27 protein-coding genes are annotated in these 24745 nt (G+C 43.0%); 15 read left to right on the top strand and 12 right to left on the bottom strand.

What is annotated here, in order from left to right:
- Window positions 1-52: 52 nt before the first annotated feature.
- Both HFV01_RS11595 and HFV01_RS11590 read right to left on the bottom strand, forming a co-directional pair.
- On the bottom strand, window positions 53-1102 hold the full coding sequence (locus HFV01_RS11595) for an anthranilate phosphoribosyltransferase family protein (RefSeq protein ID WP_006625305.1): 1050 nt from the start codon (window positions 1100-1102) through the stop codon (window positions 53-55).
- Window positions 1103-1187: 85 nt separating this feature from the next.
- Window positions 1188-2183: a LysR family transcriptional regulator gene (locus HFV01_RS11590; protein WP_006625304.1), complete on the bottom strand. Its 996-nt coding sequence runs from the start codon at window positions 2181-2183 to the stop codon at window positions 1188-1190.
- Between the two features lie 109 nt (window positions 2184-2292).
- On the opposite strand from HFV01_RS11590, the gene HFV01_RS11585 reads away from it, so the two are divergent.
- Together HFV01_RS11585 and HFV01_RS11580 are read left to right on the top strand one after the other, a co-directional pair.
- Window positions 2293-2754 (top strand): SRPBCC family protein, encoded by a 462-nt coding sequence (locus HFV01_RS11585; RefSeq protein ID WP_006670478.1) that lies wholly within the window; start codon window positions 2293-2295, stop codon window positions 2752-2754.
- Window positions 2738-2926: a CPXCG motif-containing cysteine-rich protein gene (locus tag HFV01_RS11580; RefSeq protein ID WP_035759523.1), complete on the top strand. Its 189-nt coding sequence runs from the start codon at window positions 2738-2740 to the stop codon at window positions 2924-2926. The genes HFV01_RS11585 and HFV01_RS11580 overlap by 17 nt, the downstream gene beginning before the upstream one ends.
- Here the strand turns inward: HFV01_RS11580 and menD are convergent.
- On the bottom strand, window positions 2923-4665 hold the full coding sequence (gene menD / locus HFV01_RS11575) for a 2-succinyl-5-enolpyruvyl-6-hydroxy-3-cyclohexene-1-carboxylic-acid synthase (RefSeq protein WP_193521103.1): 1743 nt from the start codon (window positions 4663-4665) through the stop codon (window positions 2923-2925). The genes HFV01_RS11580 and menD overlap by 4 nt on opposite strands.
- 193 nt (window positions 4666-4858) lie before the next feature.
- On the opposite strand from menD, the gene HFV01_RS11570 reads away from it, so the two are divergent.
- From HFV01_RS11570 to HFV01_RS11555, 4 genes are all read left to right on the top strand, one after another.
- Entirely contained in the window at window positions 4859-5194 is a 336-nt protein-coding gene (locus HFV01_RS11570; RefSeq protein ID WP_006625300.1) for a DUF565 domain-containing protein, read from the top strand.
- Between the two features lie 13 nt (window positions 5195-5207).
- Entirely contained in the window at window positions 5208-6251 is a 1044-nt protein-coding gene (locus HFV01_RS11565) for a glycerate kinase (protein WP_193521102.1), read from the top strand.
- Between the two features lie 257 nt (window positions 6252-6508).
- Window positions 6509-6682, top strand: coding sequence for a hypothetical protein (locus tag HFV01_RS11560; protein WP_006670474.1), 174 nt, complete (start codon window positions 6509-6511; stop codon window positions 6680-6682).
- A 167-nt stretch (window positions 6683-6849) separates the two neighbouring features.
- Window positions 6850-7950, top strand: a complete 1101-nt coding sequence (locus tag HFV01_RS11555) for an RNA-guided endonuclease InsQ/TnpB family protein (protein ID WP_008051281.1) — start codon at window positions 6850-6852, stop codon at window positions 7948-7950.
- A 204-nt stretch (window positions 7951-8154) separates the two neighbouring features.
- On the opposite strand, the gene HFV01_RS11550 is transcribed toward HFV01_RS11555, so the two are convergent.
- Window positions 8155-8355 carry a hypothetical protein gene (locus HFV01_RS11550; protein ID WP_071533550.1) on the bottom strand — a complete coding sequence of 67 codons (201 nt, stop codon included), beginning with the start codon at window positions 8353-8355 and terminating at the stop codon, window positions 8155-8157.
- A 430-nt stretch (window positions 8356-8785) separates the two neighbouring features.
- Between HFV01_RS11550 and HFV01_RS11545 the strand changes: the two genes are divergently transcribed.
- The gene (locus tag HFV01_RS11545) at window positions 8786-8932 is read left to right on the top strand and encodes a hypothetical protein (protein WP_193521101.1); all 147 of its coding nucleotides are present in this window, start codon (window positions 8786-8788) and stop codon (window positions 8930-8932) included.
- 20 nt (window positions 8933-8952) lie between these two features.
- Here HFV01_RS11545 and HFV01_RS11540 read toward each other — a convergent pair whose 3' ends face one another.
- On the bottom strand, window positions 8953-9366 hold the full coding sequence (locus HFV01_RS11540; RefSeq protein ID WP_006670473.1) for a pentapeptide repeat-containing protein: 414 nt from the start codon (window positions 9364-9366) through the stop codon (window positions 8953-8955).
- Window positions 9367-9373: 7 nt separating this feature from the next.
- Here HFV01_RS11540 and HFV01_RS11535 point away from each other — a divergent pair, with 7 nt between their 5' ends.
- A complete protein-coding gene (locus HFV01_RS11535; protein WP_006625295.1) occupies window positions 9374-9964 on the top strand; it encodes a YraN family protein in 591 nt (196 codons plus the stop codon).
- Between the two features lie 42 nt (window positions 9965-10006).
- On the opposite strand, the gene HFV01_RS11530 is transcribed toward HFV01_RS11535, so the two are convergent.
- Window positions 10007-10396 carry a hypothetical protein gene (locus HFV01_RS11530; protein WP_006670471.1) on the bottom strand — a complete coding sequence of 130 codons (390 nt, stop codon included), beginning with the start codon at window positions 10394-10396 and terminating at the stop codon, window positions 10007-10009.
- Between the two features lie 327 nt (window positions 10397-10723).
- Between HFV01_RS11530 and queA the strand changes: the two genes are divergently transcribed.
- Window positions 10724-11851: a tRNA preQ1(34) S-adenosylmethionine ribosyltransferase-isomerase QueA gene (gene queA / locus HFV01_RS11525; RefSeq protein ID WP_006625292.1), complete on the top strand. Its 1128-nt coding sequence runs from the start codon at window positions 10724-10726 to the stop codon at window positions 11849-11851.
- A 58-nt stretch (window positions 11852-11909) separates the two neighbouring features.
- Here queA and rpmF read toward each other — a convergent pair whose 3' ends face one another.
- Window positions 11910-12086 carry a 50S ribosomal protein L32 gene (rpmF, locus tag HFV01_RS11520; protein ID WP_006618712.1) on the bottom strand — a complete coding sequence of 59 codons (177 nt, stop codon included), beginning with the start codon at window positions 12084-12086 and terminating at the stop codon, window positions 11910-11912.
- Window positions 12087-12219: 133 nt separating this feature from the next.
- Window positions 12220-12723: a 2TM domain-containing protein gene (locus HFV01_RS11515; RefSeq protein ID WP_008051289.1), complete on the bottom strand. Its 504-nt coding sequence runs from the start codon at window positions 12721-12723 to the stop codon at window positions 12220-12222.
- Window positions 12724-12862: 139 nt separating this feature from the next.
- On the opposite strand from HFV01_RS11515, the gene HFV01_RS11510 reads away from it, so the two are divergent.
- Both HFV01_RS11510 and HFV01_RS11505 read left to right on the top strand, forming a co-directional pair.
- Window positions 12863-14011, top strand: a complete 1149-nt coding sequence (locus HFV01_RS11510; RefSeq protein ID WP_006625289.1) for an AAA family ATPase — start codon at window positions 12863-12865, stop codon at window positions 14009-14011.
- A 249-nt stretch (window positions 14012-14260) separates the two neighbouring features.
- Window positions 14261-16213: a methyl-accepting chemotaxis protein gene (locus tag HFV01_RS11505; RefSeq protein ID WP_006625288.1), complete on the top strand. Its 1953-nt coding sequence runs from the start codon at window positions 14261-14263 to the stop codon at window positions 16211-16213.
- A gap of 55 nt (window positions 16214-16268) precedes the next feature.
- Here HFV01_RS11505 and HFV01_RS11500 read toward each other — a convergent pair whose 3' ends face one another.
- On the bottom strand, window positions 16269-17117 hold the full coding sequence (locus HFV01_RS11500; RefSeq protein ID WP_006670466.1) for an alpha/beta hydrolase: 849 nt from the start codon (window positions 17115-17117) through the stop codon (window positions 16269-16271).
- A gap of 147 nt (window positions 17118-17264) precedes the next feature.
- Between HFV01_RS11500 and HFV01_RS11495 the strand changes: the two genes are divergently transcribed.
- Window positions 17265-17969 (top strand): RibD family protein, encoded by a 705-nt coding sequence (locus HFV01_RS11495; protein WP_006625286.1) that lies wholly within the window; start codon window positions 17265-17267, stop codon window positions 17967-17969.
- 37 nt (window positions 17970-18006) lie between these two features.
- On the opposite strand, the gene HFV01_RS11490 is transcribed toward HFV01_RS11495, so the two are convergent.
- On the bottom strand, window positions 18007-19134 hold the full coding sequence (locus HFV01_RS11490; protein ID WP_006670465.1) for an RNA-guided endonuclease InsQ/TnpB family protein: 1128 nt from the start codon (window positions 19132-19134) through the stop codon (window positions 18007-18009).
- 209 nt (window positions 19135-19343) lie between these two features.
- On the opposite strand from HFV01_RS11490, the gene HFV01_RS11485 reads away from it, so the two are divergent.
- The 3 genes from HFV01_RS11485 to HFV01_RS11475 all read left to right on the top strand — a co-directional run bounded on the left by HFV01_RS11485 (window position 19344) and on the right by HFV01_RS11475 (window position 22611).
- Entirely contained in the window at window positions 19344-20540 is a 1197-nt protein-coding gene (locus HFV01_RS11485) for a GNAT family N-acetyltransferase (RefSeq protein WP_006625284.1), read from the top strand.
- Window positions 20541-20697: 157 nt separating this feature from the next.
- Complete coding sequence (locus HFV01_RS11480) at window positions 20698-20955, top strand: hypothetical protein (RefSeq protein WP_006625283.1); 258 nt, start codon at window positions 20698-20700, stop codon at window positions 20953-20955.
- A 93-nt stretch (window positions 20956-21048) separates the two neighbouring features.
- Window positions 21049-22611 (top strand): tetratricopeptide repeat-containing S1 family peptidase, encoded by a 1563-nt coding sequence (locus tag HFV01_RS11475; RefSeq protein ID WP_006625282.1) that lies wholly within the window; start codon window positions 21049-21051, stop codon window positions 22609-22611.
- A 90-nt stretch (window positions 22612-22701) separates the two neighbouring features.
- Here the strand turns inward: HFV01_RS11475 and HFV01_RS11470 are convergent, their stop codons facing one another.
- Together HFV01_RS11470 and HFV01_RS11465 are read right to left on the bottom strand one after the other, a co-directional pair.
- A complete protein-coding gene (locus HFV01_RS11470; protein WP_193521100.1) occupies window positions 22702-23538 on the bottom strand; it encodes a hypothetical protein in 837 nt (278 codons plus the stop codon).
- A complete protein-coding gene (locus tag HFV01_RS11465; RefSeq protein WP_006625280.1) occupies window positions 23529-24665 on the bottom strand; it encodes an AAA family ATPase in 1137 nt (378 codons plus the stop codon). The genes HFV01_RS11470 and HFV01_RS11465 overlap by 10 nt, the downstream gene beginning before the upstream one ends.
- Between the last annotated feature and the right edge of the window lie 80 nt (window positions 24666-24745).

The following is a 24745-nucleotide window of genomic DNA, read 5'->3' as shown; positions in this document are numbered from 1 at the left end:
ACCTTGACAAATGGGGCATTATGCCCCATAATTAAACCATTGGTATGGGTGGTTATAAACTGTTGGCGATCGCTTCTAATTTCTGGGCTACCATCCCTTGAGTTAGTAACTCCTGCGCGTGTTTCAGACCTGTTTCTATGTCCGCACAAACTCCCGCACACCACAGATAAAAACCCCCATTCCAAATGGCAGCCTGCATTAACTCTCCCGGTTCCCCCTCCAAGACAGCCTTGATATTATTAATCAGTTCATCTAGGGAATTAAGAGCAACTTCTTTCCCCCCATAACCATAATCATGGGGATGCAATAACAGACGTTCAAAAATCGAGGTTTCCGGGTTGTCTATACTGGGGCGGTTGATGCCGATAATACAGGTGCGATCGCGGGGTAAATCGCAACTACCTTCTAATCCCTTAACCGTGATAAATTGCCGCTGATTTCGCAATTCTAGGGCGGTTCGGAACATTGATTCCGTGGGGGGGTGAACATAGCCACAGGCGATAGTTGCATCTCCTAAATAGGGAGACCACATTAACTCTAATGTAGCAATAGGCGGACGTTTCCCAATTTCTCGGCGGGGTCCAACTAGGTTCATGGCTAGGGGAAAATGGGTGGGAAGATGAATAAATCCTAAATCTGTCGTCTGGAAGATTTCCTGCATTCTAATTAGGCTAATTCCTTCCCAATTTATGCCTAATTGTTGCCAAATTTCATGTAAACAAATACCCTCTTTGGTCGGCATTCGATCGCCTCCATGTAAAATGGTTGGGACTCCGGCGGCGCTGAGAATTAACCCGGTGAGAATAGCCATGGGAACAGTACGCGATCGCCCATCATAGGGATGAGTTAAAATCATCGGAGGACGCACAGCATTAGTTAAATGAGGTCCTAATTCTGCATAAACATCTAGCATTCCCGCCAATTCTTCTCCCGTGGGTCGCCGAATGCGGTGGGCGATTAAAAAAGCCCCTACCTGTACGGGTGTTGCTTCTTGCTGTAACATCATGCGTAAGGCTTCGGCGGCTTCTTCGCGAGTTAGGGCTGCGCTGGTGTGGGTTCCGCTTCCCACTTTTTTCAGTAATGTTCTAAAGCGATCGCTCATTTAAGTTGCTGTTGTGGTAGTGAACAGAAGAGAAAACCAGTATAATCGAAAGCGGATACCTTTAGGAATTGTTAGCTATTTGATGTTAACCAATTAAGCATTTTATCCCCAATTCTTCCAACTCTGAGTCTACCTCTGGGGGGATTAATTCGTGTACCAATTTCCAGAAATATTGTATGGGGGGAATTTGCAGGCGATCGCGACTGGTGACAATGGCAACCTCCCGAGTCCAACTCAAGTCAGATCCACCACTATAAAAGGAACCTGATTTAGTATTTATAGTCCCTTCAAAAGGTGCGATCGTTCTAATCGCTAAACTGCTATCCGTCGCCGCTTCTACTAATGCTGAACGTGGTAACAGTGCAATTACTTCTCCCTGACGGACTACACCCCGAAAAGCATCCAGTGTATTTAACTCTAAAACCGCCTTGAGAGTAGCGCCAGCTTGAGCAAATCTTTCCTGTACTAAACGCTGCATTCCATAGCCATCTTTAAATACCACTTGAGGATAGATAATTAACTCCTTCCAAGGAACATGATTATATCGCGCCAGGGGGTGATTTTTTGCCATTAATACTTGTATCGGTTCTTTATAGAGAATATCCACCAATAAATCGGAACTAGCCGTAAAAGCCCGATTATTCATGACAAGTGCCACATCAACCAATCCATCTTTTAGCACTTTTAAAGCGCGATCGCTTCCTAATGATGTTACCCGCAATTGTACATCAGGATAAGCATAGCAAAACTTTTGCAAAACTGGGGGGAGATAAGACGCACAAAGGGAGTGAATAGCCGCCACGCATAATTCCGCCTGCTGTCCCGCTAATAATGACGCTAATTCCTGTTGGGCATTTTCCCAAGCCTGACAAATTTTCCGCGCATAGGGCCAAAACCTTTCACCTCCTACCGTCAATTTAGCTTGGTTGCTACGGTGAAATAGGGGTAAACCCAGTTCCGTTTCTAGTCCCTGTACCTGGCGACTAATCGTTGATTGCGTCACGTTGCACTGGACTGCTGCTTTTTGAAAACTTCCGGTTTCGGCAACAGATAAAAAGGCTTGAAGTTGCTCTAAACGCATAGAAATTGGGGTTTTAATATGGCAACGATAGCATGGGTTTCATCTTAACCAATTTCTCGATATAATTTGGTAAAAATTGCTACAACTTTTGATTTGGTATGGTGTTTTTATGCTGCACTTTCAATACTCGTCCCTAATTAACGCCCCCGTTGATGTGGTTTGGAATTTTCACGGCCGATCTGATATCCTGGAGTTGCTGACCCCACCTTGGCAACCTGTGGAAATTATCCGCCGGGAAGGGGGTTTACAGGTGGGGGCTAGATCGGAATTTCTGCTATCTCTTGGTCCAGTTTCGGTGCCATGGGTGGCGGTGCATACTGAGTGCATTCCTTACCAACTGTTTACTGATGAACAGCAACAGGGTCCCATGGCTATTTGGGTACACCGACACCAATTTTCGGAGGTGAATAATCGCACTCGGTTAACTGATGCGATCGCTTTTAGTTTACCAGGTGGCTCCGTGTTTGACAATACCTTGAGTTGGTGGGTTTATTCCCGTCTTCAAGATATGTTCCGCTATCGCCACGATGTTACTAAACTTGAGTGTGAAAATTATGCAAAATACCGCTGAATTTACCTGCGCCTATTGTGGCGAAAGTAATGTCACATTTATCGATTTTAGTGCGGGAGGTCAACAGTCTTATATTGAAGATTGCCAGGTTTGTTGTCGCCCGAATCTTCTTTATATCAGCATAGACGAAGATACATTAGAGATAGAAATTTTCACCGAATACGACGGCTAAAACCTCCATGATATTTCGCGGATTTTGTCCGCCAATTCTTGGTGCAATTCTTGATTTTGTTTGCGGTTAGTCTGCACTTCAATAATCGCCGAAGTTTGGGAGGCGATCGCCTGTTGATAATCTTTCACAAATTCCTCTGGTGTTGGGGGTGAGAAATAGTTGAGATTAAATAATTTGGCAGCCTGGTCAAATTGGAGATTGTGGGGAGTGGCGAAGTAGTTTTCAAATACATCATTAAATTTAGCAATGGGTAAAAATGAAAATATCCCGCCCCCATTATTATTAATCACTATAATCCACAGGGGATGATTCAGGGAATTAACCATAGATAAAGAGTTGAGGTCATGGAGGAATGCCAAATCGCCAATTAGCAGAGTTGTGGGAGTATTTAAACCCTGACAAAACCCAGCAGCAGAGGCGATAATTCCATCAATGCCGCTAGTCCCTCGGTTGGCTGCTATTCTGACTGAATTTCCCCCATAAATTCCATATTCATCCATATCTCTAATCGGCATACTATTGGCTAAAAATAAGCCACTGTCGGCGGGGATATGCTGGGAGACTAAATGGGCGATCGCCATTTCATTTAAGGTGGAATCTTTAGTTAAATAGCTGTCAATAGTTTCGCGAATTTTGAGGGATTTAAGCCATAATTTATCCTGCCAATCTTCCGAAAGATTCGGCGCTAAAAGAGGTAATAATGACTCACATAATTTTTCTATATTACTTTCAATGCGATGGGAAACAATATGGGCGGGGTCGTGGCGGCTGGGGGAGTCCGTTATCATAATATAGTAACGGGGTGGGTGGGTTGGTAAATACTCTAAAAACCGTTTTGATAAAATGCGATCGCCTATTTGTATCACCGTTTCCAGGGGGTCGTCACTCAGTCTTATATCCGTTACAAATAACTGATTATCAATGGTATTTCCCAGCCTTAAACCTGAACGAATATCAGCAAAAATCGGGAATTGTAGCTTGTGGGCAAATTTTTCAACTCCGCGAATTTGTGCCATGGTGTTTAATCTTCCCAGGGCTAAAATTCCTCTTTTTGTGTTGTTTAAAATTGCCGATATTTCATGAATATTGTCGTCAGTTTGCATGACCATAGGTATCGGGTAATCTGTCCAAGCCCTACCACTATTTAACCAAGGTTTTAGGGGGAGAGTATAACCCAATGTAATCGCTGAATTAGTCGGGGCGAGGGGTTCGCGGAACATACAATTAAGGTGAACAGGTCCGTGCGATCGCTTGGCACGATAAACAGCTTGATCAATAGTCGTTAAAACAAACGTCGGCGAAATCTTTTCATCAGGACAGGGTATATCAAATTTCCAACGTACATAATCACCATAAAGATTGACCTGATCAATAGTTTGATTAGCCCCCGTTTTTCGCAATTCTGGGGGGCGGTCAGCCGAGATAATAATCATCGGCAAATTATCCGTAGCCGCCTCAATCACAGCCGGGAAATAGTTAGCAGCAGCCGACCCAGAAGTAGAGACCAAAACCGCTGGCTTTCCTGTCGCCCTCGCGTAGCCGATCGCATGAAACGCCGCACCCCTTTCGTCTAAAAAAACTCGCCGTTGCGCTTGGGAATAACGAGCGATCGCCACAGTTAAAGGAGTGGATCTGGAACCAGGAGATACAATAAAATAACTCGCCCCATTGCGAATTAACTCCTCGACAATTAGGTTTCCCCAAAGTATATTAATATTGGGTGCGTCAAACAAATTCAATGGTCAAACCTCAGTAAATTGTCAAAGTGATCATAAAATCCGTTATCTGGGACAAGTGTTATAGCCGACTGGTAGCAAGTTGGGACACCTGTAGACTAACAAATATAGCTGATGCCGGGAGTTGATGCCACAACCGCCGTTATAATACTTTCATCCTACAGTATATTTTACATATCGCTGCCTATAATCTTCTATGCAAAACACTCGTTTAAACAGATTTACTGATGCGATCGCCCAGCAAACCTTGCAATGGTTTCGTAACCCCTGGCGGCGGATATCCGTATTATTGATTAGCCTACTTTTTGGCTTCTTCCTGGGAGTGGCGATCGCCACAATAGTTGGACAAGCCGGAAGTTGGGATGTCACCGTCGCATTTATCACCCTCCTAGTCACCGAATGGATTAGTTGGTTATCTTACCGCAAAGTCCCTCGCAGTGAAATCAATTCTTTATGGCTAGACCTCCTTAATAGTCTGAAAATTGGCATGACTTATAGTTTATTTTTGCTGGCATTTTTACTGGGTTCTTAGAGATTATTCAATCATGATAGAAATTTTACAATCTTTGGCAACTGGTAGCGAACCGCCCCCCGAACATTGGCAACAACTGCTGAGACACGAATTAAATAATCCCGCACACATGGCGGCTTTTGGTATCACTCACGAACAGCTAGAAACTACAATTAGACAACGTTATCAATTAGGGCGATCGCTCCTTAAACATAATCCAGATTTACCGATTCTCTGGGAACAGCTACCCACATTGTGGGAATTTTGGCTACCATTAGCCATGCAATTATCTCAGTTAAGACAAATTCTTAATCGTCCTTTAGTACAGGGAATCTTAGGCGGACAGGGAACCGGAAAAACTACCACTACAACTGTCATTTCTCGGATTCTAAATCTACTTAACTATCAAGCCATTAGTATTTCTATTGATGATTTATATAAGACTTACGCCGATCGTCAAAGGCTGCGAGAACAAGATCCCCGTTTAATCTGGCGAGGTCCCCCCGGCACTCATGATATTGACATCGGAATACAACTTCTTGACCAACTCCGAAACCCTACACCCGGACAAAAAATAACTATTCCCCGGTTTGATAAGTCTCTCTGGAATGGAGAAGGCGATCGCATAGAACCCCAACAGATAGAAGCACCTGATATCATCTTATTTGAGGGCTGGTTTGTGGGATGTAAACCCGTAGAAGACCAGGCGTTTAATCATCCACCACCCCCTATTAGTACTGATAGCGATCGCCAATTTGCGCGAGAAATTAACCACCAATTAAAAGAGTATTTACCCCTCTGGGAACGTTTGGATAGATTAATAGTTCTCAACCCCGTTGATTATCGCTTATCCAAACAGTGGCGCGCACAAGCTGAACAGGAGATGAAAGCATCGGGTAAGTCGGGAATGACCGACACAGAAATCAATCAATTTGTCGAATACTTTTGGAAGTCCTTACATCCCGAATTGTTTATTAATCCTCTACTAACAGATAGCGATCGAGTTGATTTAGTAGTCGATATTCAGCCAGATCATTCCGTTGGGAGAGTTTATAAACCTGTCCCCAGATTAAGGTGATATTTTTACAGCCATCTGTGCTATAGTGAAATTTAGCTAAACTGAGTGCATCTTAGTAGTCGCTAATTTAACTCAAATCCTCGGAAATCAACCCCAATTAATAAGTATAAATACTCACCCTCTAACCATTGATTGATTGATTGAGATAACTTATGAGAGTGACAAGTAATTCTTACCTCAAACCATTGCTTTTTCACTATCCATAATGTGATAATGATTGAAAATATATCAACCAGATGTGTTAGGAGCGTGTATTAATGGATCATTATATGGCTTACGGACTTTTGTTAGCTTTGGTAAACGGCGCTATCTGCATCTCCATCCCAGCGTTGATATCTTACACCAAGCGGAAAAGCCATTCCCAAGCCACCCCAGATGATGTCGCCGCCACAATCAACCTGAAAGAACTATTGTCTCAGGAAGCCAACTAGGAGAGCAAGAATTTAATCCAAGATTTGCTTTATATCTTAGGACAATAAGGTACAATACCCCCAAAGATTCGCAACTCAATAATGAGTATACGGTCAAACCCCAGACCATGCCAAATTTCCCTGACGACATACTCATCAAGTTGGATTCTTCATGGTAAAATCCAATCATGCCTTACAAAGCTTTCCGGACAAAACTCAAACTCAATGACCGTCAAGCCACCTTGATGGCCAAACACGCGGGGTATGCTCGATTTGTGTTCAATTGGGGATTACACTTATGGATGTCAGCTTATCAACAGGGACTCAAGCCTAACGTCAACTCCATCAAAAAGGTTTTTACGAATTATGTGAAACCTCAATATCCTTGGATGTCCGAATTGTCTTCTAGAGTTTATCAATATGCCTTCATTAATCTAGGGGATGCCTTTAAGCGCTTCTTCAAAGGAATAAGCAGTTATCCTAAATTTAAGAAGAAAGGCCACCATGATAGCTTTACCCTTGACAATTGCGGCAAACCATTCAAGTTGTCAGGAACTCGCCATAAGCTGCCTTTTGTGGGCTGGGTTTCTACATTTGAGGCACAACCCGAAAGTTGGGTTAAGAAAGTCACCCTAACGCGCCAAGCAGGTGACTGGTATATTAGCTTTTTCGTAGAAATCACGCCAGAAATTACACCGAAATTCCGAGAGAGAATCGGGGTTGACCTAGGAATTAACAATTTGGCGACTTGCTCCGATGGGACCCAATTCTCTAATCCCAAGGCTTATAAAGCAACGACCAAAAAACTAGCTCGATTACAACGTCATTTAAGTCGCAAAGTCAAAGGCTCGAAAAATTGGGCCAAATGTCTCTTAAAAGTTCAAAAGCTACATCAAAGAGTAGCAAACATTCGGCGGGACACGATTCATAAAATAACTACTTTCTTGGCTAAAAACCACAGCCAAGTAGTCATTGAAGATTTGAATGTGTCTGGAATGTTGAAAAATCATGGTTTGGCGGGTTCTATCGCGGACGCCTCATTTTATGAGTTCCGTCGTCAACTAGGTTACAAGGCAGAACGTTATGGTTCAAAGTTGATTATTGCCGATAGATTTTATCCATCCAGTCAACTGTGTTCTAATTGCGGTTATCGTCAAAAAATGCCCCTAGTCCGTCGGACTTTTGAATGTCCAAACTGCGGTCTGGCGATAGATCGTGACTTGAATGCCAGTATAAACCTAGAGTGCGAGACGTTTAGGAGTGAAATAAGGCTGCAATGCCTGAAATAACCTCCTAGAGGGAGTTAAACTAGTCAATCCGGCTGCTACTATAACTAGATTATTAGTTTACCCCTTAAATATATATATGTCCCGACGCTTAGTGAGTTATGACACTAAGCAAGGCAGGGAACTCAGGGTCAATCCCATTCTAAGAAATCGCAATGTTCCATCCAAGTATACTACAAGGAGGAGTATTTAACCCACTTGGGGCGATTATGGGAAAGAGTAAAGGCGGTAGCCACCCCCAGTTTCAGAAATCACAAATCTGGGATTGAAGCGGGGAACGGAAGGCGTGATGTAGAACCTACTACTATAGGCGACCACTGCCAACCATCCATGATTAGGGAAACCGAATGTCCGGCTTGAACCATCGTCATTATACAGCAGCGAAATAGGTTGATACGCTGCGTTCAAAAGAGCAAGGGGAAAAGTAGGGTAATTTTAGCATCACCTACACAGACCTTTAAATGTACCCCGGTGGATAGGACAAATCTAAAGATGGAATGCCCATATATATGGAACGTTTAAACCCCTGTTGGGCTCTCTACGAGTACATCTTGTAGAGTAGTGAAAAGTGTAAGCGTATGCCCATAAGGGGAAAGGATGTGACTGAAAGCCAATGCCTAACTGTAATGGTTGGGATATGCCCACTAGTCACGGTGTGGACATAGAGACTGCGATGATGTAAGAGTGCTTATGACCGAGAGCGAGTTTAAAGACTACGTGGTGTATATAGCTCCTAAAGTTGAAGTCACAAAGCAGGGGGTCGTAACCCTGTTCCTACTGACAATAGGGTGTCTACATCAGGAGCCGTGTGATGTGAAAGTATCAAGCACGGTTTTGAATGGGAGTTGGGAAAGGTGACTTTCCTTTCGACCCCTACCAAAATCGCCGGGTTCCGACGATTACACTTGTGGACGGGGTGCTGCCGACAGTCCCGGACGAAGCAAGAAATAAACATCAAGATCCGGCTATGTCCGGTTTTGTTTAAGTTTTATAGAGCAGTTTAATTTAATCGCAGTAGAGAGTCTCGCGGGTATCGCGTCCCGTGACTGGATTTGTACCGTCCGCCACTTCACAAAGCAGTTGTTGCTGATCTCGACGCAACATGACATCAGTAAAATCAGCCCCAGTAATAATCGCCCCACGGAAATCCGCATTGTAGGCGTAGGCTTCCTCCAGCAAAGCATTAGTGAGATTAGCCCTAACTAACCGCGCCGTGTCTAGGGTAGCAAGACGTAAATCAGCAGACTCTAGGTTAATATCCTGCATTTTCGCCCCAAATAGGCTAACTCCCCGTAGGTCGGTATGACTGAAATTGCTACCCTGTAGGTTAGCAAAATCAAACTCGGAGTCCTTGAGGTCCTGTCCTGAGAAGTCCACGCCTATCAGATTGCGTTTTTCGTAGTTTTCCGCGATCGCCACAGTAGGTATGGTAATAGTAGCTATTATTGCCCAACCCATCCCTAAAATTAAAGCGATCGCAGCTATACGCGAGAGAATTGTCCTATTGATTATCCTGGTAAACGAGAAACCCATACCTTTTGATCTATCTATCCAAAAATCTATAATTGAGTTTACTGTAATGTCGCGTCATATAGGAACACTGGGAGAACAACTCGTCGCGCAATGGTTACAACAAACAGGCTGGCGGATTTCATACCATCAATATCATTGTCGTTGGGGAGAAATCGACCTGATTGGTCATCGAGAAACCACCATAATTTTTGTAGAAGTCAAAACCCGCAGTCGCGGAAACTGGGACGCAAACGGTGCTTTAGCCATTACGGCGACCAAACAAGCCAAACTGATCCGAACTGCAGAACACTTTTTAAGCACCCATCCCCATTTCAGCAATCATCCTTGTCGATTCGATGTCGCCCTAGTTAGATGTAAACACCAGAACCCAGCAGCACAGAACCCGACTAAAGAATCATCTCAGATTGTGACACCCGGTAAACCCATCGACATAGAAGCCTATCAGCTTACCCTAGAAGACTATATCGAATCAGCTTTTCCCTGAGCGAAATCGGCGCAACTTCCAGCCCAAAAATCAAGTTAAAGATCAGGCTAAAGCCTCTGGACAATACCCCAGACCCCTAACAAACTGAGTGCGGAATGTTTCAATATCCTCTCGGTTTGGGCTACCATGAGAAACCACCGCCACCTGGTAGCGACGCATCACACTCAAGGGAGATTGTCCCGTTTCCAAGGCCCACAAAGCCATCTGAATGCGAATGTCGGGTTCATAGGGAATCCCCAATTCGTACATAAAAGCCCTAAAATCACCGTGTTGGTGGGGCGTTAAATATTCACTCATCTTAACTTTGACGATCCAGCCGTCAATTTGATGAATCACGGTCATAAACTTGACCGGAAGCTGAGTTTCACCCCTAAGAAAATCAACAACTCTCAGTGTTAAACTCGTATTGGCAAGGTAATATAGATATTCCATTCCGTTTTTCTCCCGCGTCTTGCTGTCTCCCCCACCCGCTTGCAACTCCTCAATGGTCAAGGACTTGTTACCCACTGCTGCGACAGTGCAATAGTTATTAGGGTATCGGTTACTAGGTTTCGAGTGTCGGGTGTTAGGTCTCAGCCAGAGGCTTTCAGAAAAATTCCTTACTCCCCGTTCTGGTGTTCCCTATTCCCTGTTCTGTATTTCCTGTTTTGACAAGGCTATACTTATATCATTGCGGGATCTTACCCCTTTTAATAGGGGGAAAACACCCAATCTGATCTGGGGGATTCTACCCAAGTTTACCCCAGATCAGCGATTTTAGTGTTGGGATTGACAGAAGTAGTGGACAAATTAGATAGAACTTTGCAGGGGTATGACTATGAATTACCTCCCGATCGCATCGCCCAAAATCCAGTAATCCCTAGGGACTCATCCCGCCTGTTAGTGGTGGATTCGCCGCCGTCCCATCAACACCGTTTATTTCGGGATTTACCCGATTTATTGCAACCAGAGGATTTACTGATTCTCAATAATACCCGTGTACTCCCCGCCCGTCTCTACGGTCGCAAGAGTACCTCGGCGGCGATCGAGATTTTATTGCTACAGGAACAAGCCCCAAACTGTTGGTTAGCTTTGGTCAAGCCCGGAAAACGGTTTAAGATAGGCGATCGCCTAGAGTTTCCCTCCAAATCTGGCCGCGAAATACTCTATGCTACTGTTATTGATACCAACCCCGGTACGGGCGGAAGGTTGCTCAAGTTTGAGGTTCCCCAAGGTCAATCTTTGGTTTCCATTTTAGATCAATTTGGCGAAATCCCTTTTCCTCCCTATGTTACTGATTCTCAGGCTGTGGCGGAACAGTATCAAACTATTTATGGGACGCGCCCTGGGGCGGTAGCTGCACCCACCGCCGGGTTACACTTTACAGAAGAACTATTCCAACGACTTTCAGACCACCACATTGATCATGCTTTCCTCACCCTTCATGTGGGGTTAGGGACTTTTCGCCCCGTAGAAGTTGAGGATATTACCACCCACCAAATGCACGCCGAATGGGTGGAATTGCGCCCGGAAACCGTCGATAAAATTAATCAAACCCGCGCCCGTGGTGGTCGCATCATTGCCGTGGGAACTACGGTAGTGCGGACCTTGGAAGGCATAGCAGCCGCCCAAAATTCTCTCGATGGCTGCATTCAACCCTACTGCGGGGAAATTAACCTATTTATTTATCCTGGCTATCGGTGGCGGGTCATTGATGGACTGATTACTAATTTTCACCTACCGCGATCGAGTTTACTGATGTTGGTATCCGCTTTAATTGGTCGCGAAAGACTGATGAAATTATATCAGGATGCCTTAGAACAACCGCCCAATGATTTCGGGAACCGATATCGCTTTTACTCTTTTGGTGATGCTATGTTGATTCTGCCATCAGCCGTTCAAAAATAACCCCAAAGCCGGACATCAACACAAACTGACATCCGGCTTTTGAACCAACATCCCGGGGTTATTCCTCGTCGCCCTCCTCATCATCTGTCGGATAGACGAAACTTGCGGATCGACCTGTAAGGACCGATTTACCTAGGGATAAGGCTTTTTCGGCTTGGACTCTAGCTTTGCGCTTCCAAGTCGCTTTTCGCATATTCCGCTTTGATTTAGAGGTTCGTTTCTTTGGAACAGCCATGACCAGATTAAACTCAAATTTAACAAGACAAACTCTGATTGTATCATATTCGGCGACAATATGGCATCGGCTACCCGGAACCCCCAACCCCAACCCGTCAGCTAAACCCCAATACCCAATTCATTGATAACTATTATGATTGAATGCCCTTAATGACGCGATCGGCAATCATTCCTAGGGAGTTGCCTAACTGCTTTTTCAGCCGCCATTTGGCAAAGTCTTTATCGTATGCTTCTCCCTGAGTTTGATAGGCTTTCCAGGCTTGCAAACTCAATCCTAGACCCCATAGTAAAGCGATCGTTAAAGCAAAAGCCATACCCTGGGTAGTCACCAGATTTAATAAAATCAGGAAAGAGTTAACGATCGCATATTTAACAGCATCTTGCCGTAATTTTTGCCGACGTTCCTGATTAAATACCTGTTTTTCGGTTAACTCGACTTTCCGAGTCTGCCATTCCAATTCTGCCGCCTGTAAATTTTCGGGGCTAATTCCCAACTCTATTGCCATTTCCTCCAACTGGGTCCGGGTGAGTTCCCCAGTTTCTTGACCGCGTGCCATGGCAATTTGTAAAATTTCCTGGGCATCTTCTTGTTGAATATAAGTGGGACTGATGTTGGTATTTAGATTATTTTCCATAGCCAATGTCTGTATAACTGTTCTCATAACTGCGATTTTAGCAAGTTTTGACTAAACTTGAGCAGTCGCCACCGTCTCCGATTATCCAGTCACCGCAGATATATTCAGTTATACTATAGCCAAAATTATGGTCATTTAGATGATTATATCACACATAATCCTGAAAAATTGGCGCAACTTTCGTGCGGTTGAGGTGGACTTATGCGATCGCATATTTATAGTAGGTCCAAATGCCTGTGGTAAGTCTAACTTTCTCGATGCTTTCAGATTTTTAAGGGATTTAGCCAAACCCGGCGGCGGTCTGCAAAAAGCGGTAAGCGATCGAGGTGGAGTTTCTCAAATTCGGAGTCTTTCCGCCCGTCGTTATCCTCATGTAGAAATCGAAATCCATCTATCCCCAGCCAATGGGACAGCACCCCTTTGGAAATACGCCATAGGATTTAAACAGAGGAAAGGTGGGAAAAATGAACCCATTATTGCTTATGAAAAAGTCTGGCATCACCACCAACAAATTATCAACCGACCTGATCAAGATGATCAACGAGATGAGTTAAGACTTACCCAAACATATTTAGAGCAAATTAATGCCAATGCCCAATTTAGAGACATTGCCAAATTTTTAGAATCGATTTTATACCTACATATAATTCCCCAATTAGTTCGCCACCCCGAAGCATTTGCTACCCCCGGACTTTCCGAAGATCCCTTTGGCAGAAATTTTTTAGAAAGGGTAGCCAAGACACCCGAAAAAACTCGCAGATCACGACTCAAAAAAATTGAAGAAGCCCTCAAGTTAGCTGTCCCCCAGTTAAAAAATTTAACTGATACTAAAGATGAAATGGGTGTCCCTCATTTAGAGGCGATTTATGAACATTGGCAACCCCAAGCCGGAAAACAAAGGGAAGACCAATTTTCTGATGGTACATTAAGACTAATTGGACTACTCTGGTCTTTGTTAGAATCGGATTCCTTATTATTACTAGAGGAGCCAGAATTATCATTAAATTCGGGAATTATCAACCAGCTACCTGCCCTAATATATCGACTACAAAGGTCTAAAAAACGGCAAGTTATTATTACTACCCATAGTGCCGATTTACTTTCAGACCAGGGTATTGGTGGCGAAGAAGTTATCTTAATGATACCTAAGCCGGAGGGAACCGAAGTTAAAATTGCTTCTCATGATGACAACATTAGACTGTTATTAGAAGGAGGTTTAACTATAGCAGATGCTGCATTACCTCAGACCGTCCCCCCTCAAATTCAACAACTAAGTTTATTCTCATGATTAAGTTTGTGCAAAAATAATGGCAAATAGAAGGGGCTAAGGTTAATTCTCCTAGTCTAAGGCGGGCTATGGATGTAATCATAGCGTTTCAGCCTACATGGACTTAATACAAACCCATCACTGGGGTGAGCAAATTTTACCAAAACTTTACATATTAAATAAGCACTGGGATAAAGCCAACATAATGGTTATGCTATAATCACAGCAAATCATCACAGAACCCTCAATCCTTAATCAATTCATATAATTATGTTAAACCACCCTCGCCCAAATAAACCAAACTCCCAGTTGACCCCCAAAGGTTCTCTAAGTCAAAAAACCTTATTTCAGATTACTGTATGTACAGCTTTAATCGTGACAGTTAGTGCGATCGCTAATTATATGCAAGCGATATCAGCATTGAGAAATCAGAAATTAACGCAACTAGAAGAGTCTGTGGTGGAAAGAGTAGCCAGAGAACAGCAAATCTTTGATTTAGCGGCGGATAATCATGCTATCCTGAAATCGGAAATTCTGAGGAAATTTGCACAACCAGCCCCCGCCAATTTAGAAGAGGAATTTAATAATTTATTGATCCGATACCCGGACGGCGTTATCCGTAACAACCCCGCCAATTTTGATGGTCAACGACAGGCGGGAGTGTATATTGATAAATCCTTAGAAATCACCCCAGAAATTCGTCGTAAAGTCATTGATTTACAAAGGTTAATCGAATCCTACGGTAGTGCGTGGCATAATCGTTTTGATAGTACCTTCATTATGACCCCGGAGAATATTACTATTGTTTATTGGCCGCAAGTTCCTAATTATGTTCAAGAAGCTGATGCTAACTTTTATATGCCCCAAAAACCAGAGTATTTAGTCGCCACTCCTGAGAATAATCCTCAAAGAAAAACCGTTTGGACTACACCCTATTATGAACCAGTCAGTCAGCTTTGGTTAGTCACGGCTTCAACCCCCGTTGATTATAATGGTCAAACCATAGGAACTCTTGGTCATGACATCACCCTAAATCAGTTAATCGAAAGAACAGTTAATAATCATATTGAAGGAGGATATAACCTAATTTTTAGAGGAGATGGTCAGTTAATCGCTCATCCCGACCTCATAGATAAAATTCAAGATAGCACTACTACAGTTAAGATCCAAAACTTGCAGGATAGTAACTTAATGAATATATTTAAATTAGTGAAAAATGCTCCCCCAAATCAATTTATCATACCTAATTATCAAGATGATCAATACCTAGTTTTTCGCCAAATGCCTGGTCTTAACTGGTATTTTGTTACGGTTTTTCCTCGGTCTATTTTAAGAAAACAATCCCTAAATTTTGTGCTGACAAATATCCTGATTGAAGTGATTTTACTATTATCATTAATGGTCTTAGTTTGGGTGGTTTTAAAACGACAAGTATCGGCACCATTGCAACAACTAATTAATGCGACTCAGAAAATTTCCGCAGGTGATTATAATGTGTCTCTTGCAGATGATAGAGAGGATGAACTAGGTTTTTTGGCTCACTCTTTTAACTTAATGGCTGCGGAGATATCTAATAGAAACAAAGAATTACAAGGAACATTACAAAATCAAAAAATGTTAGTGCATGAAGTCACGATAACTATGAATGAGTTAAACAGTTCAGCTAGGGGTTCGGCTGAACAGGCTTCTAAGGCAGCAGTAGCAGCTAAACAGGTATTATATTTGATTAAAGGTGATCACGAATATGCGGATAGTTATTACCATGATTGTTTACAAGAAACGGTGAATAAACTTGCCGATAAAATCTCGGATTTAAACAATAAGATTGTCCAAATTGGCTTAATATCTACTATGGTCAGTAATTTCGCGAATCAAACTAATATATTGGCTTTAAATGCTGCGGTTGAGGCGGTACAAGCTGACCATAATAGTGGACAAGGATTTAATGTAATCGCGAATGAGATTCGTAAACTGGCTGATCAAAGTAAATCCTCAGCGGCAGAAATTAACAATTTAGTACATGATCTTAAAAAAGCGATGAGTTCTACAGTCCGAGTCACAGAGGAAAGTCAAACCGGATTTAATGAGGTGGTTAATGGGATTAACAGTATAGTAGAAAATTCTCAGACTATTTCTCTCAATATTAATCAGCAATCAGTAGCTATTGAACAGGTTTTAGAGATGATGAATGATTTAAATGTCAATTATGAAATTCCCAGATAAATCGGGTTAAATTGATGGGGCGATCGCTTTTAGACCCATGATAGATAAAATTGTTTTACAGACTTTCCAAAAATTTCTTGATGGTTTCCTGATAGCGATCGCCTCCCATTTCTTTGACATGATTGTGATCAGCATCAGGAATCATCAGCAATTGTTTGGGTTCAGGACAAGCCTGGTATAACTTCTCACTCATACTGGCGGGAACCAACTCATCAGCGGTCCCGTGTGTGAATAAAATCGGCATTTTCAATTCCCGAACTTTCGCAATAGAATCAAATTTTTGATGCAATAACCAATTAATTGGAAAAATTCCATATTGTTTCTTTACCTTGACCATATCGAGGATAGAAGTAAAGGAACTTTCGATAATCAATCCGGCAATTTCTGGGTGTTTGGTCGCCAATTCAATAGCGATCGCACCTCCCAAAGAATGCCCAAATACGACAATTTTATTGGGGGAAATTTGCCGCTCATTAACCAAATAATTAAAAGCTAACTCGGCATCTTCATAAACTTGTTTTTCACAGGGAAAGCGATCGCTACTACAACCATAACCTCGATAATCTATCAACCACACGGAAAATCCCAGATTATGAAATTGTTTGGCATAGCCTAAATTACCACCAATATTACTACTGTTTCCATGCAAATCAAAAATCACCATGTCGGAATCGCCAGGAATCCACCAACCATTAATCTGTTCACTTTCTGATGTGGAATCGGGGAATTTTAACCAAACCTCTTGATATGGCATACCTAACAAATCGGGAGTTTTTTCAATGGTCTTAGATGGGAAAAAAATCAACCGATTTTGAAACCAAAGTAACCCAACACAGATAACGAGATAGCTAACTATAGTCAGGACAGTGATAATTAAGATAGCTTTAGGGAACAATGAAATCATAGAATTAAATCTGATGTCTATTTTCGGAAATTAATGCCGATCTGTAGATCATGGCTAGTATATCTAAACTAGATCTACTGTCTTGCATCTGGTGAGACCCTGTTTTAAGATCACTAATGGCAAGTTGAGAGCCAAAACTAGGCGCTTATGGATGAGATAATTCCAACCACCCGACCCTACACTACTGTTATTTTAGCCATGAGTGCGGATGGCAAAATTGCTGATCCGATGCGATCGCCTGCCAGATTTGGCTCTAATGCCGATATAATTCACCTAGAACGACAAATTGCCCAAGCCGACGCTGTACTGTTCGGAAACGGCACTCTCGCCGCCTATGGAACAGTTTTAAGGGTGTCTTCAACAGAATTGTTAGGCGCGCGGGAAAAAAACGGAAAACCCCCCCAACCAGCTCAAATAGTCTGTTCCGCATCAGGAAAAATTAACCCAACCCTCAAATTTTTTCAACAGCCTGTTCCCAAATGGTTACTGACCACATTCTTAGGGGGTCAGCCTTGGAAACGATTTTCCGACCACTTCGACGAAGTGATCGTCGCTGACGACTCCAATGGAGTGATCACCTGGTCAGAAGCGTTACAGCAACTGAGAGACCGAGGTATACAGAAACTAGCGGTCTTAGGTGGTGGTCAGCTAGTGGCATCTTTAATGGCTTACCATGCGATCGATGAGTTTCAACTCACAGTCTGTCCCCTAATTTTGGGGGGAACCACATCACCCACTCCGGTGGACGGAGAAGGATTTTTATCTCGCTTCGCACCCCATTTACAATTGTTGAGTGTCCAACAGGTAGATGATGAGGTATTTCTGCACTATCGGGTTAAATCTGCTCTATAAAACTTAAACAAAACCGGACATAGCCCGATATTGATGTTTATTTCTGGCTTCGTCCGGGACTGTCGGCAGCACCCCGTCCACAAGTGTAATCGTCGGAACCAGGCGATTTTTCTAAATTTATACTGGCGTTCAAATCTCTATCAATCTTCAGGCCACAGTTTGGACATTCAAAAGTCCGACGGACTAGGGGCATTTTTTGACGATGGCCACAGTTAGAACAAAGTTGACTGGATGGATAAAATCTATCGGCAATAATCAACTTTGAACCATAACGTTCTGCCTTGTAACCTAGTTGACGACGGAACTCATAAAATGAAGCATCAGCGATAGAACCCGCCAAACCATGATTTTTCAGCATTCCAGACACATTCAAATCTTCAATGACTACTTGGCTGTGGTTTTTAGCCAAAAAAGTAGTTATTTTATGAATCGTGTCACGGCGAATATTAGCTACTCTTTGATGTAGCTTTTGAACTTTTAAGAGACATTTAGCCCGATTTTTTGAGCCTTTGACTTTGCGACTTAAATGGCGTTGTAATCTGGCTAGTTTTTTGGTCGCTGCTTTATAAGCCTTGGGATTAGAGAATTTTGTCCCATCGGAGCAAGTCGCCAAATTGTTAATTCCTAGGTCTACCCCGATTCTCTCTCGGAATTTCGGTGTGATTTCTGGTGTGGTTTCTACAAAAAAGCTCATATACCAGTCACCTGCTTGGCGCGTTATAGTGACTTTCTTAACTAGACTGGGTGGTAGAGCCTCAAATGTAGAAACCCAGCCCACAAAAGGCAGCTTATGGCGAGTTCCTGACAGATTGAATGGCTTTCCGGAATTGTCAAGGGTAAAGCTATCATGGTAGCCTTTCTTCTTAAATTTAGGATAACTACTTATTCCCTTGAAGAAGCGCTTAAAGGCATCCCCTAGATTAATGAAGGCATATTGATAAACTTTAGAAGACAATTCGGACATCCAAGGATATTCAGGTTTCACATAATTCGTAAAAACCTTTTTAATGGAGTTGATATTAGGCTTGAGTCCCTCTTCATAAGCTGACCTCCATAAGTGTAATCCCCAATTAAACACGAACCGAGCATAACCCGCGTGTTTGGCCATCAAGGTGGCTTGACGGTCATTGAGTTTTAGTTTTGTCCGGAAAGCTTTGTAAGGCATGATTGGATTTTACCATGAAGAATCCAACTTGATGAGTATGTCGTCAGGGAAATTTGGCATGGTCTGGGGTTTGACCGTATATTCATTATTGAGTTGCGAATCTTTTTGGGTATTGTACCTTATTGTCCTAAGATGTAAAGCAAATCTTGGATTAAATTCTTGCTCCCGATTAAAATCGCTAGAATATCATAGCGCTTTTAATTTTCAGCATGAATACCTTACACTCAAATCAATCGCCGTATTCGGTAGCTTGGATTAGTCAAATTTCGGAAGTCCCTCAGTCGGAGTGGGATCAACTCGCCCAACCCCTGAAAACTCCCTTTTTTGAATGGGACTGGCTGCATAATTTGGAGGCTTCTGGTAGTGCCACGGGACAGGCGGGTTGGCTGCCCAATCATCTGACAGTGTGGCGAGATTCTCAATTAGTCGCGGCCGCACCATTATATCTCAAAGGTCACAGTCGCGGTGAATTTGTTTTTGACCACCAATGGGCTGATTTGGCTTATCAATTGGGGATTGAATACTATCCCAAAATGTTGGGGATGTCACCTTTTACACCAGCAGAAGGCTATCGATTTTTAATTGCACCCTCGGAGGATGAGGAGGAAATTACTGGGTTAATGGTGCATGAAATAGATCGCTTTTGTATTAACCATAAAATTTCGGGCTGCCATTTTCTTTATGTAGATCGTCAATGGCAGTCTACTCTGGAAAAACAGGGATTTACCCCTTGGTTGCATCATAGTTATATCTGGCAAAATCAAGGATATAATAGTTTTGATGATTACTTAAAAATATTTAATGCTAATCAACGCCGTAATATCAAACGAGAACGAAAAGCCTTAGACAAAGTGGGGCTGGAAATGCGGATTTTGACGGGTGATGATATCCCTAAATCTATGTTTTCGCTGATGTATGATTTTTATGCGAGTACCTGCGATAAATTTGGCTGGTGGGGAAGTAAATATCTGACTCGGAAATTTTTTGAACAGTTACACCATGATTATCGTCACCGGGTGGTTTTTGTAGCTGCATATACTGAATTAGACGATCGCCAACCTATGGGGATGTCATTCTGTTTGACTAAAGGCGATCGCCTATATGGTCGCTATTGGGGAAGTTTACAAGATGTCGATTGTTTACACTTTAATGCTTGTTATTATTCCCCTATTGAATGGGGGATTAATCATGGGATTAAATCCTTTGACCCCGGGGCGGGAGGACGACATAAACAGCGTCGCGGTTTTCCAGCCAGACCTAACTACAGTCTCCATCGTTTTTATGATGGTCGTCTCTCTCAAATTCTCCGCAACTATATTCACCGCATTAATGACATGGAAAAACAGGAAATTAACTACCTTAATCAAGATTTACCATTCACCGATAACAGCTTAACTGATTTTTAGATATAGCCACGAGTTCCCAGACTGGCTGTGGTCATGGTCTTAACCCGCCATAGCCTAGTCTTCATAGTTAGTTAGAAAATATCCCCCCACAGATAGATAATAATTCAGATACAATTTGCTATAATTGAGATGGTGTGCAAATATATATACAATAGTTATGTCAAATCCCCCCAGATTACAAGGAACTGATCTAGTAGATTGTGCCAAATCCAGTGCGAAACAGGGACTAGAGGAAGCCGCCCGCAATTGTGGATATGGAGAAGATATAGAAGCCTTTACTAGCAGCTTAAAAAAGGCTTGTCATGATATGGGAATCAAGAATGTTGAAACCCTCAGCGATCTAATTACCGATCGCCAAAAGATAGTACAGCAAGGAGGCGTTGAAATTGCCCCCGACAGTGCGAGTTCCCTATAACTGCTAACTCAACCGGATCAATCCGAAATCCTCAGAAGTAAGGAATGGGATAGGTTCAGACTCCTACCCAGTCAATACTTCCATAGGTGCGCCATGAGTCTAGTTAAAAATTGTTTGCGTCCGGTGCAAGCTATCATAGCAGCCGGAGTAATCACCCTGTTATCGGTCAGTAATGCGATCGCCCTAATGGCAGAAGAAATCGATCGCATAAGTGAAAAAATCACCGTCTCGATCAACGGTATCAACCCCGGTTCAGGAGTAATTATCGCCCGTGAGGGAGACCTGTATTATGTACTGACAGCTAACCATGTTGTCCGCAGTCCCGATGAATACATAATTATCACCCATGACGGCGAAAAATACCCCCTAGACTACGATCGCGTCATTAGACTACCGGGAATCGACTTAGCAGTTTTAGCCTTTAGTAGCGATCGCACCTACCCTCTGGCGCAAATTGCCGATTATGATTATGATGCTGAATCCAGACATATTTTCATTTCCGGCTGGCCAGAATTTCAGCCCCGCCTATTTACCGCCGGGTTACTAATTAGCCAAGCCTACAAACTCGCCTTTGTCAAAGAACCCACCACCCGTGGTTATGACCTATTTTATACCAATTTCACCCAGGTAGGTATGAGTGGGGGGCCGATTTTAGACACCCAAGGTCAGGTAATTGGTATTCATGGAATGTCAGAAGGTCAAATCCTCATAGACCAGATCACCGGAACCAGCAATCGAGTTACAGTAGGCTACAGTGCAGGTATTCCCGTCAACCGATTTTTGCAATCAGGGATTCCCCTTAACCTCAATATCAGCGATCGCCAACCAGACCCCCCTACCCCCCGCCAATTACAATCTATTTCGGCTTATATGCAGGTTCCCCCAGTTAGCGATCGCTTTAGCGCGATCGACTGGACCAATCGCGGAAATCAGCTTTATCGCCACGAAAGATGGCGAGACTCCTTAGAAGCCTTTGAAAGGGCGATTAACATACAGTCTAATTTTTATCCGGCTTGGTATGGTCGCGCCAATGCGTTATCCTCCCTGAGTCAATACGATGAGGCGATCGCATCCTATGATCGCGCTACCCAACTCCAACCTAATTTTCATCCCGCATGGCGCGATCGTGGGGCGCTATTAATGTCTCTCGGTCGCCACGAGGAAGCCTTACAAGCCTTTGACCGCCTCCTACAAATTCAACCTGATGATTATGGGATTTGGTATTTACGCGGCAATATTTTAATGAATCACCTAGATGACTACCCAGAGGCGGCGAGATCTTATGCTCGCGTGATCAATATCAAACCTGATTTTACCCCCGCTTTCACCGCTAAAGCCCAAGCCCTATTTCGCCTGGGAGACTATGGAGAGGCGATCGCATGGCTAGATGAGTCTCTCCATCAAAATTCTCACCAAAGGGAAGCCTGGGTTTTAAGGGGTCAAATCTTTATGGCAATTCAACGTTACGCACAAGCCCTTAATGCCTATAATCGCGCTGTTAATCTTGATAGTAACCACTCTCAAAGTTGGTTAGGTAAGGCGATCGCATATCTGCGACTCAACCGCGACCAAGAGGCTAAAGATGCAGCCCAAAGGGCATTAGAAATTAATCCTGGCGACCTAGAAATTCAACAATTTCTACAAACACTCCCCTAAAAATCAGTAGGGGCAGCTTTCCGCCGCCCCTAAGACCAAACTACATTGATGTACCTACACTTTCGCGATCGCCATTTCCCCCAATTGATTTCAACTTTCCGAAAAATCAGTCTCCTCAATCAACTGACGGAGTTTCTTCCATTCTGGTAACCACTCCCAAACCCCATCTGTGCGTTCAATTCTAGTCACAACTCTTTCAATGAATACTTCCTCTGGGTGCTTTTTATTTGAACTATCTTCAAATCCCCAATCACCGAGTTTGTCTCTCATGGCGTAGAGTAAATCCTTCCCCGCAAAATAATGGAGATAATTTTGAAAACGAGATCCTGCTGATTTGAATTTAGGAAGTAAATCCCTGAATTTCCCTTGCACATCTTTCTCTGACACAATTCTCTCGCCCTTATATTTTCTAACAATTTCAGCTATCCTTACTTCGCAGTAATCTTCGCCGAGTTTGGGCGGGAATGAATGTCCTTGTCGAACTTTGTCACCCCACAAATTCTTGAATTTTTCGCAAGCCAAAGCAGTTCTTGCCGCCGAATATGCAGCAATTTTCTGGGCTGCTTGGTCTAAAGCATTCTGATACTCAGAGTCTGATGGTGCTTTCTTTCCTAATGCCTCTCGGACGACTACCGGATCGATTAAATAGTTTTCAATCTCTTTTCTCTCCCACGCCCAACCGACCCATATTTGGTCATATACACATCGAATGGGTTCATTGGTTATTGGCCAATCTTGACAATCGAAATCATGATCGACCAAACAAGCTAAATTTGGTTGTCGGTCACGGTCGGCGATAATACTACTCAGAAAGCTGGAAGTTTTGCCACCGAGAGGGTGAATTTCACATTTGGGTAATAACTGACGAATGACTCGAATATCAATGCTTTTAGGACCTCCTTCGCAGTAGAGATTGGTTACAGACACAGCGTTCCTCCCGGTAAACGGTAGGTTTCACTTTCTCCAACAACATTGCTCACCGAGTCAGAGTGAGTGGTAATAATAAATTGACAGGTCGGTTCAATTTTCATCAGTTGGGATACAAAATATTGAGCAGCCGGAGGATGTAAGTTCAAATCTATTTCATCGATTAAGACCACCGAATAAGCAATTTGTTGCCTCACAAATTCATATAACAAAGGAAAAACAGACTGTTCTCCGGCTGACATTTCTTGAACGTCATAGGTTCGATATCCATCATTCAGCAGAAAATAAGTTTCTGAACCTGTCGGATCATTTTGAGTGGGCAGTTTTTCTATCCCAGCAAATGAGCGATCGGGAAAAACTTTTTGATAAAGTCTTTCTATCTGCAATAAATAACTATTTGAATAATCGCCAATTCCTGATTCTTGGTTTCTGTGCCAATCAATCAGGTATTGTCGTAAAATGCCGACTCCCACATCAAAGGATGCTTGACTACTACTTTCGTTGAGATTGTCTCTGCTACTGTCTGGCTTGGAATGGGAACCTAAGTTCCTGAACTGGTCAAACCAAAAAACTCCGGGAAGTTTGGCAAAATAATGTCGGACAGATTGTTCTCTCCTATTGATAAACCATTGAGCATAATATCTTCCTCTAAATTGGGCGCGTTCTGCGGGAGTATCTCCAGCTTTCCAAAAATCACCGTTTAACAGAAGACTCACTCTCCGGCTATCTCCCGGTTCGACAAATTCCCGCATTTCTTTGAATTCGTCAGGTTGAGCATCGTACCATTTTTTTGCCAGTTCAGAAGTGGTTTTTAATTCTTCCTCCTCAAATAAAATCTGCATCTCAATCTTTGGCGATCCCCACCTAAAATGGCGACCGGGAAGGAAACCGATCCAGTTAAAATCTGCTACATCTCGAATCCGACCAGTTGCTAAGGCTAAAGGAAGGGCGATCGCCTGTAAGAGGGTCGTTTTACCTGTTCCGTTATCGCCGAGGATCAGATAGCGATCGCTCACCTCGTCCAGAATATTATTCTTGAATGAAATTTCTAGGTCCTGAAATCGTTTGAAGTTTTCGATTTTAATCGATTCTACTTTCATATAATTAAATTTTTTCTGTGCGTGCATCCTAGATCGGTATCTCGGAGATGGCTACCCCCTTCTCCCGTCACCAATTTTAACCGGAACAGATCGCCTATGTGGATCTG

The organism is Limnospira fusiformis SAG 85.79, assembly GCF_012516315.1.
Classification (GTDB): Bacteria; Cyanobacteriota; Cyanobacteriia; order Cyanobacteriales; family Microcoleaceae; genus Limnospira; species Limnospira fusiformis.
Note: the sequence above shows the minus strand (reverse complement) of the source record. Positions and strands in the feature narration are given on the sequence as shown.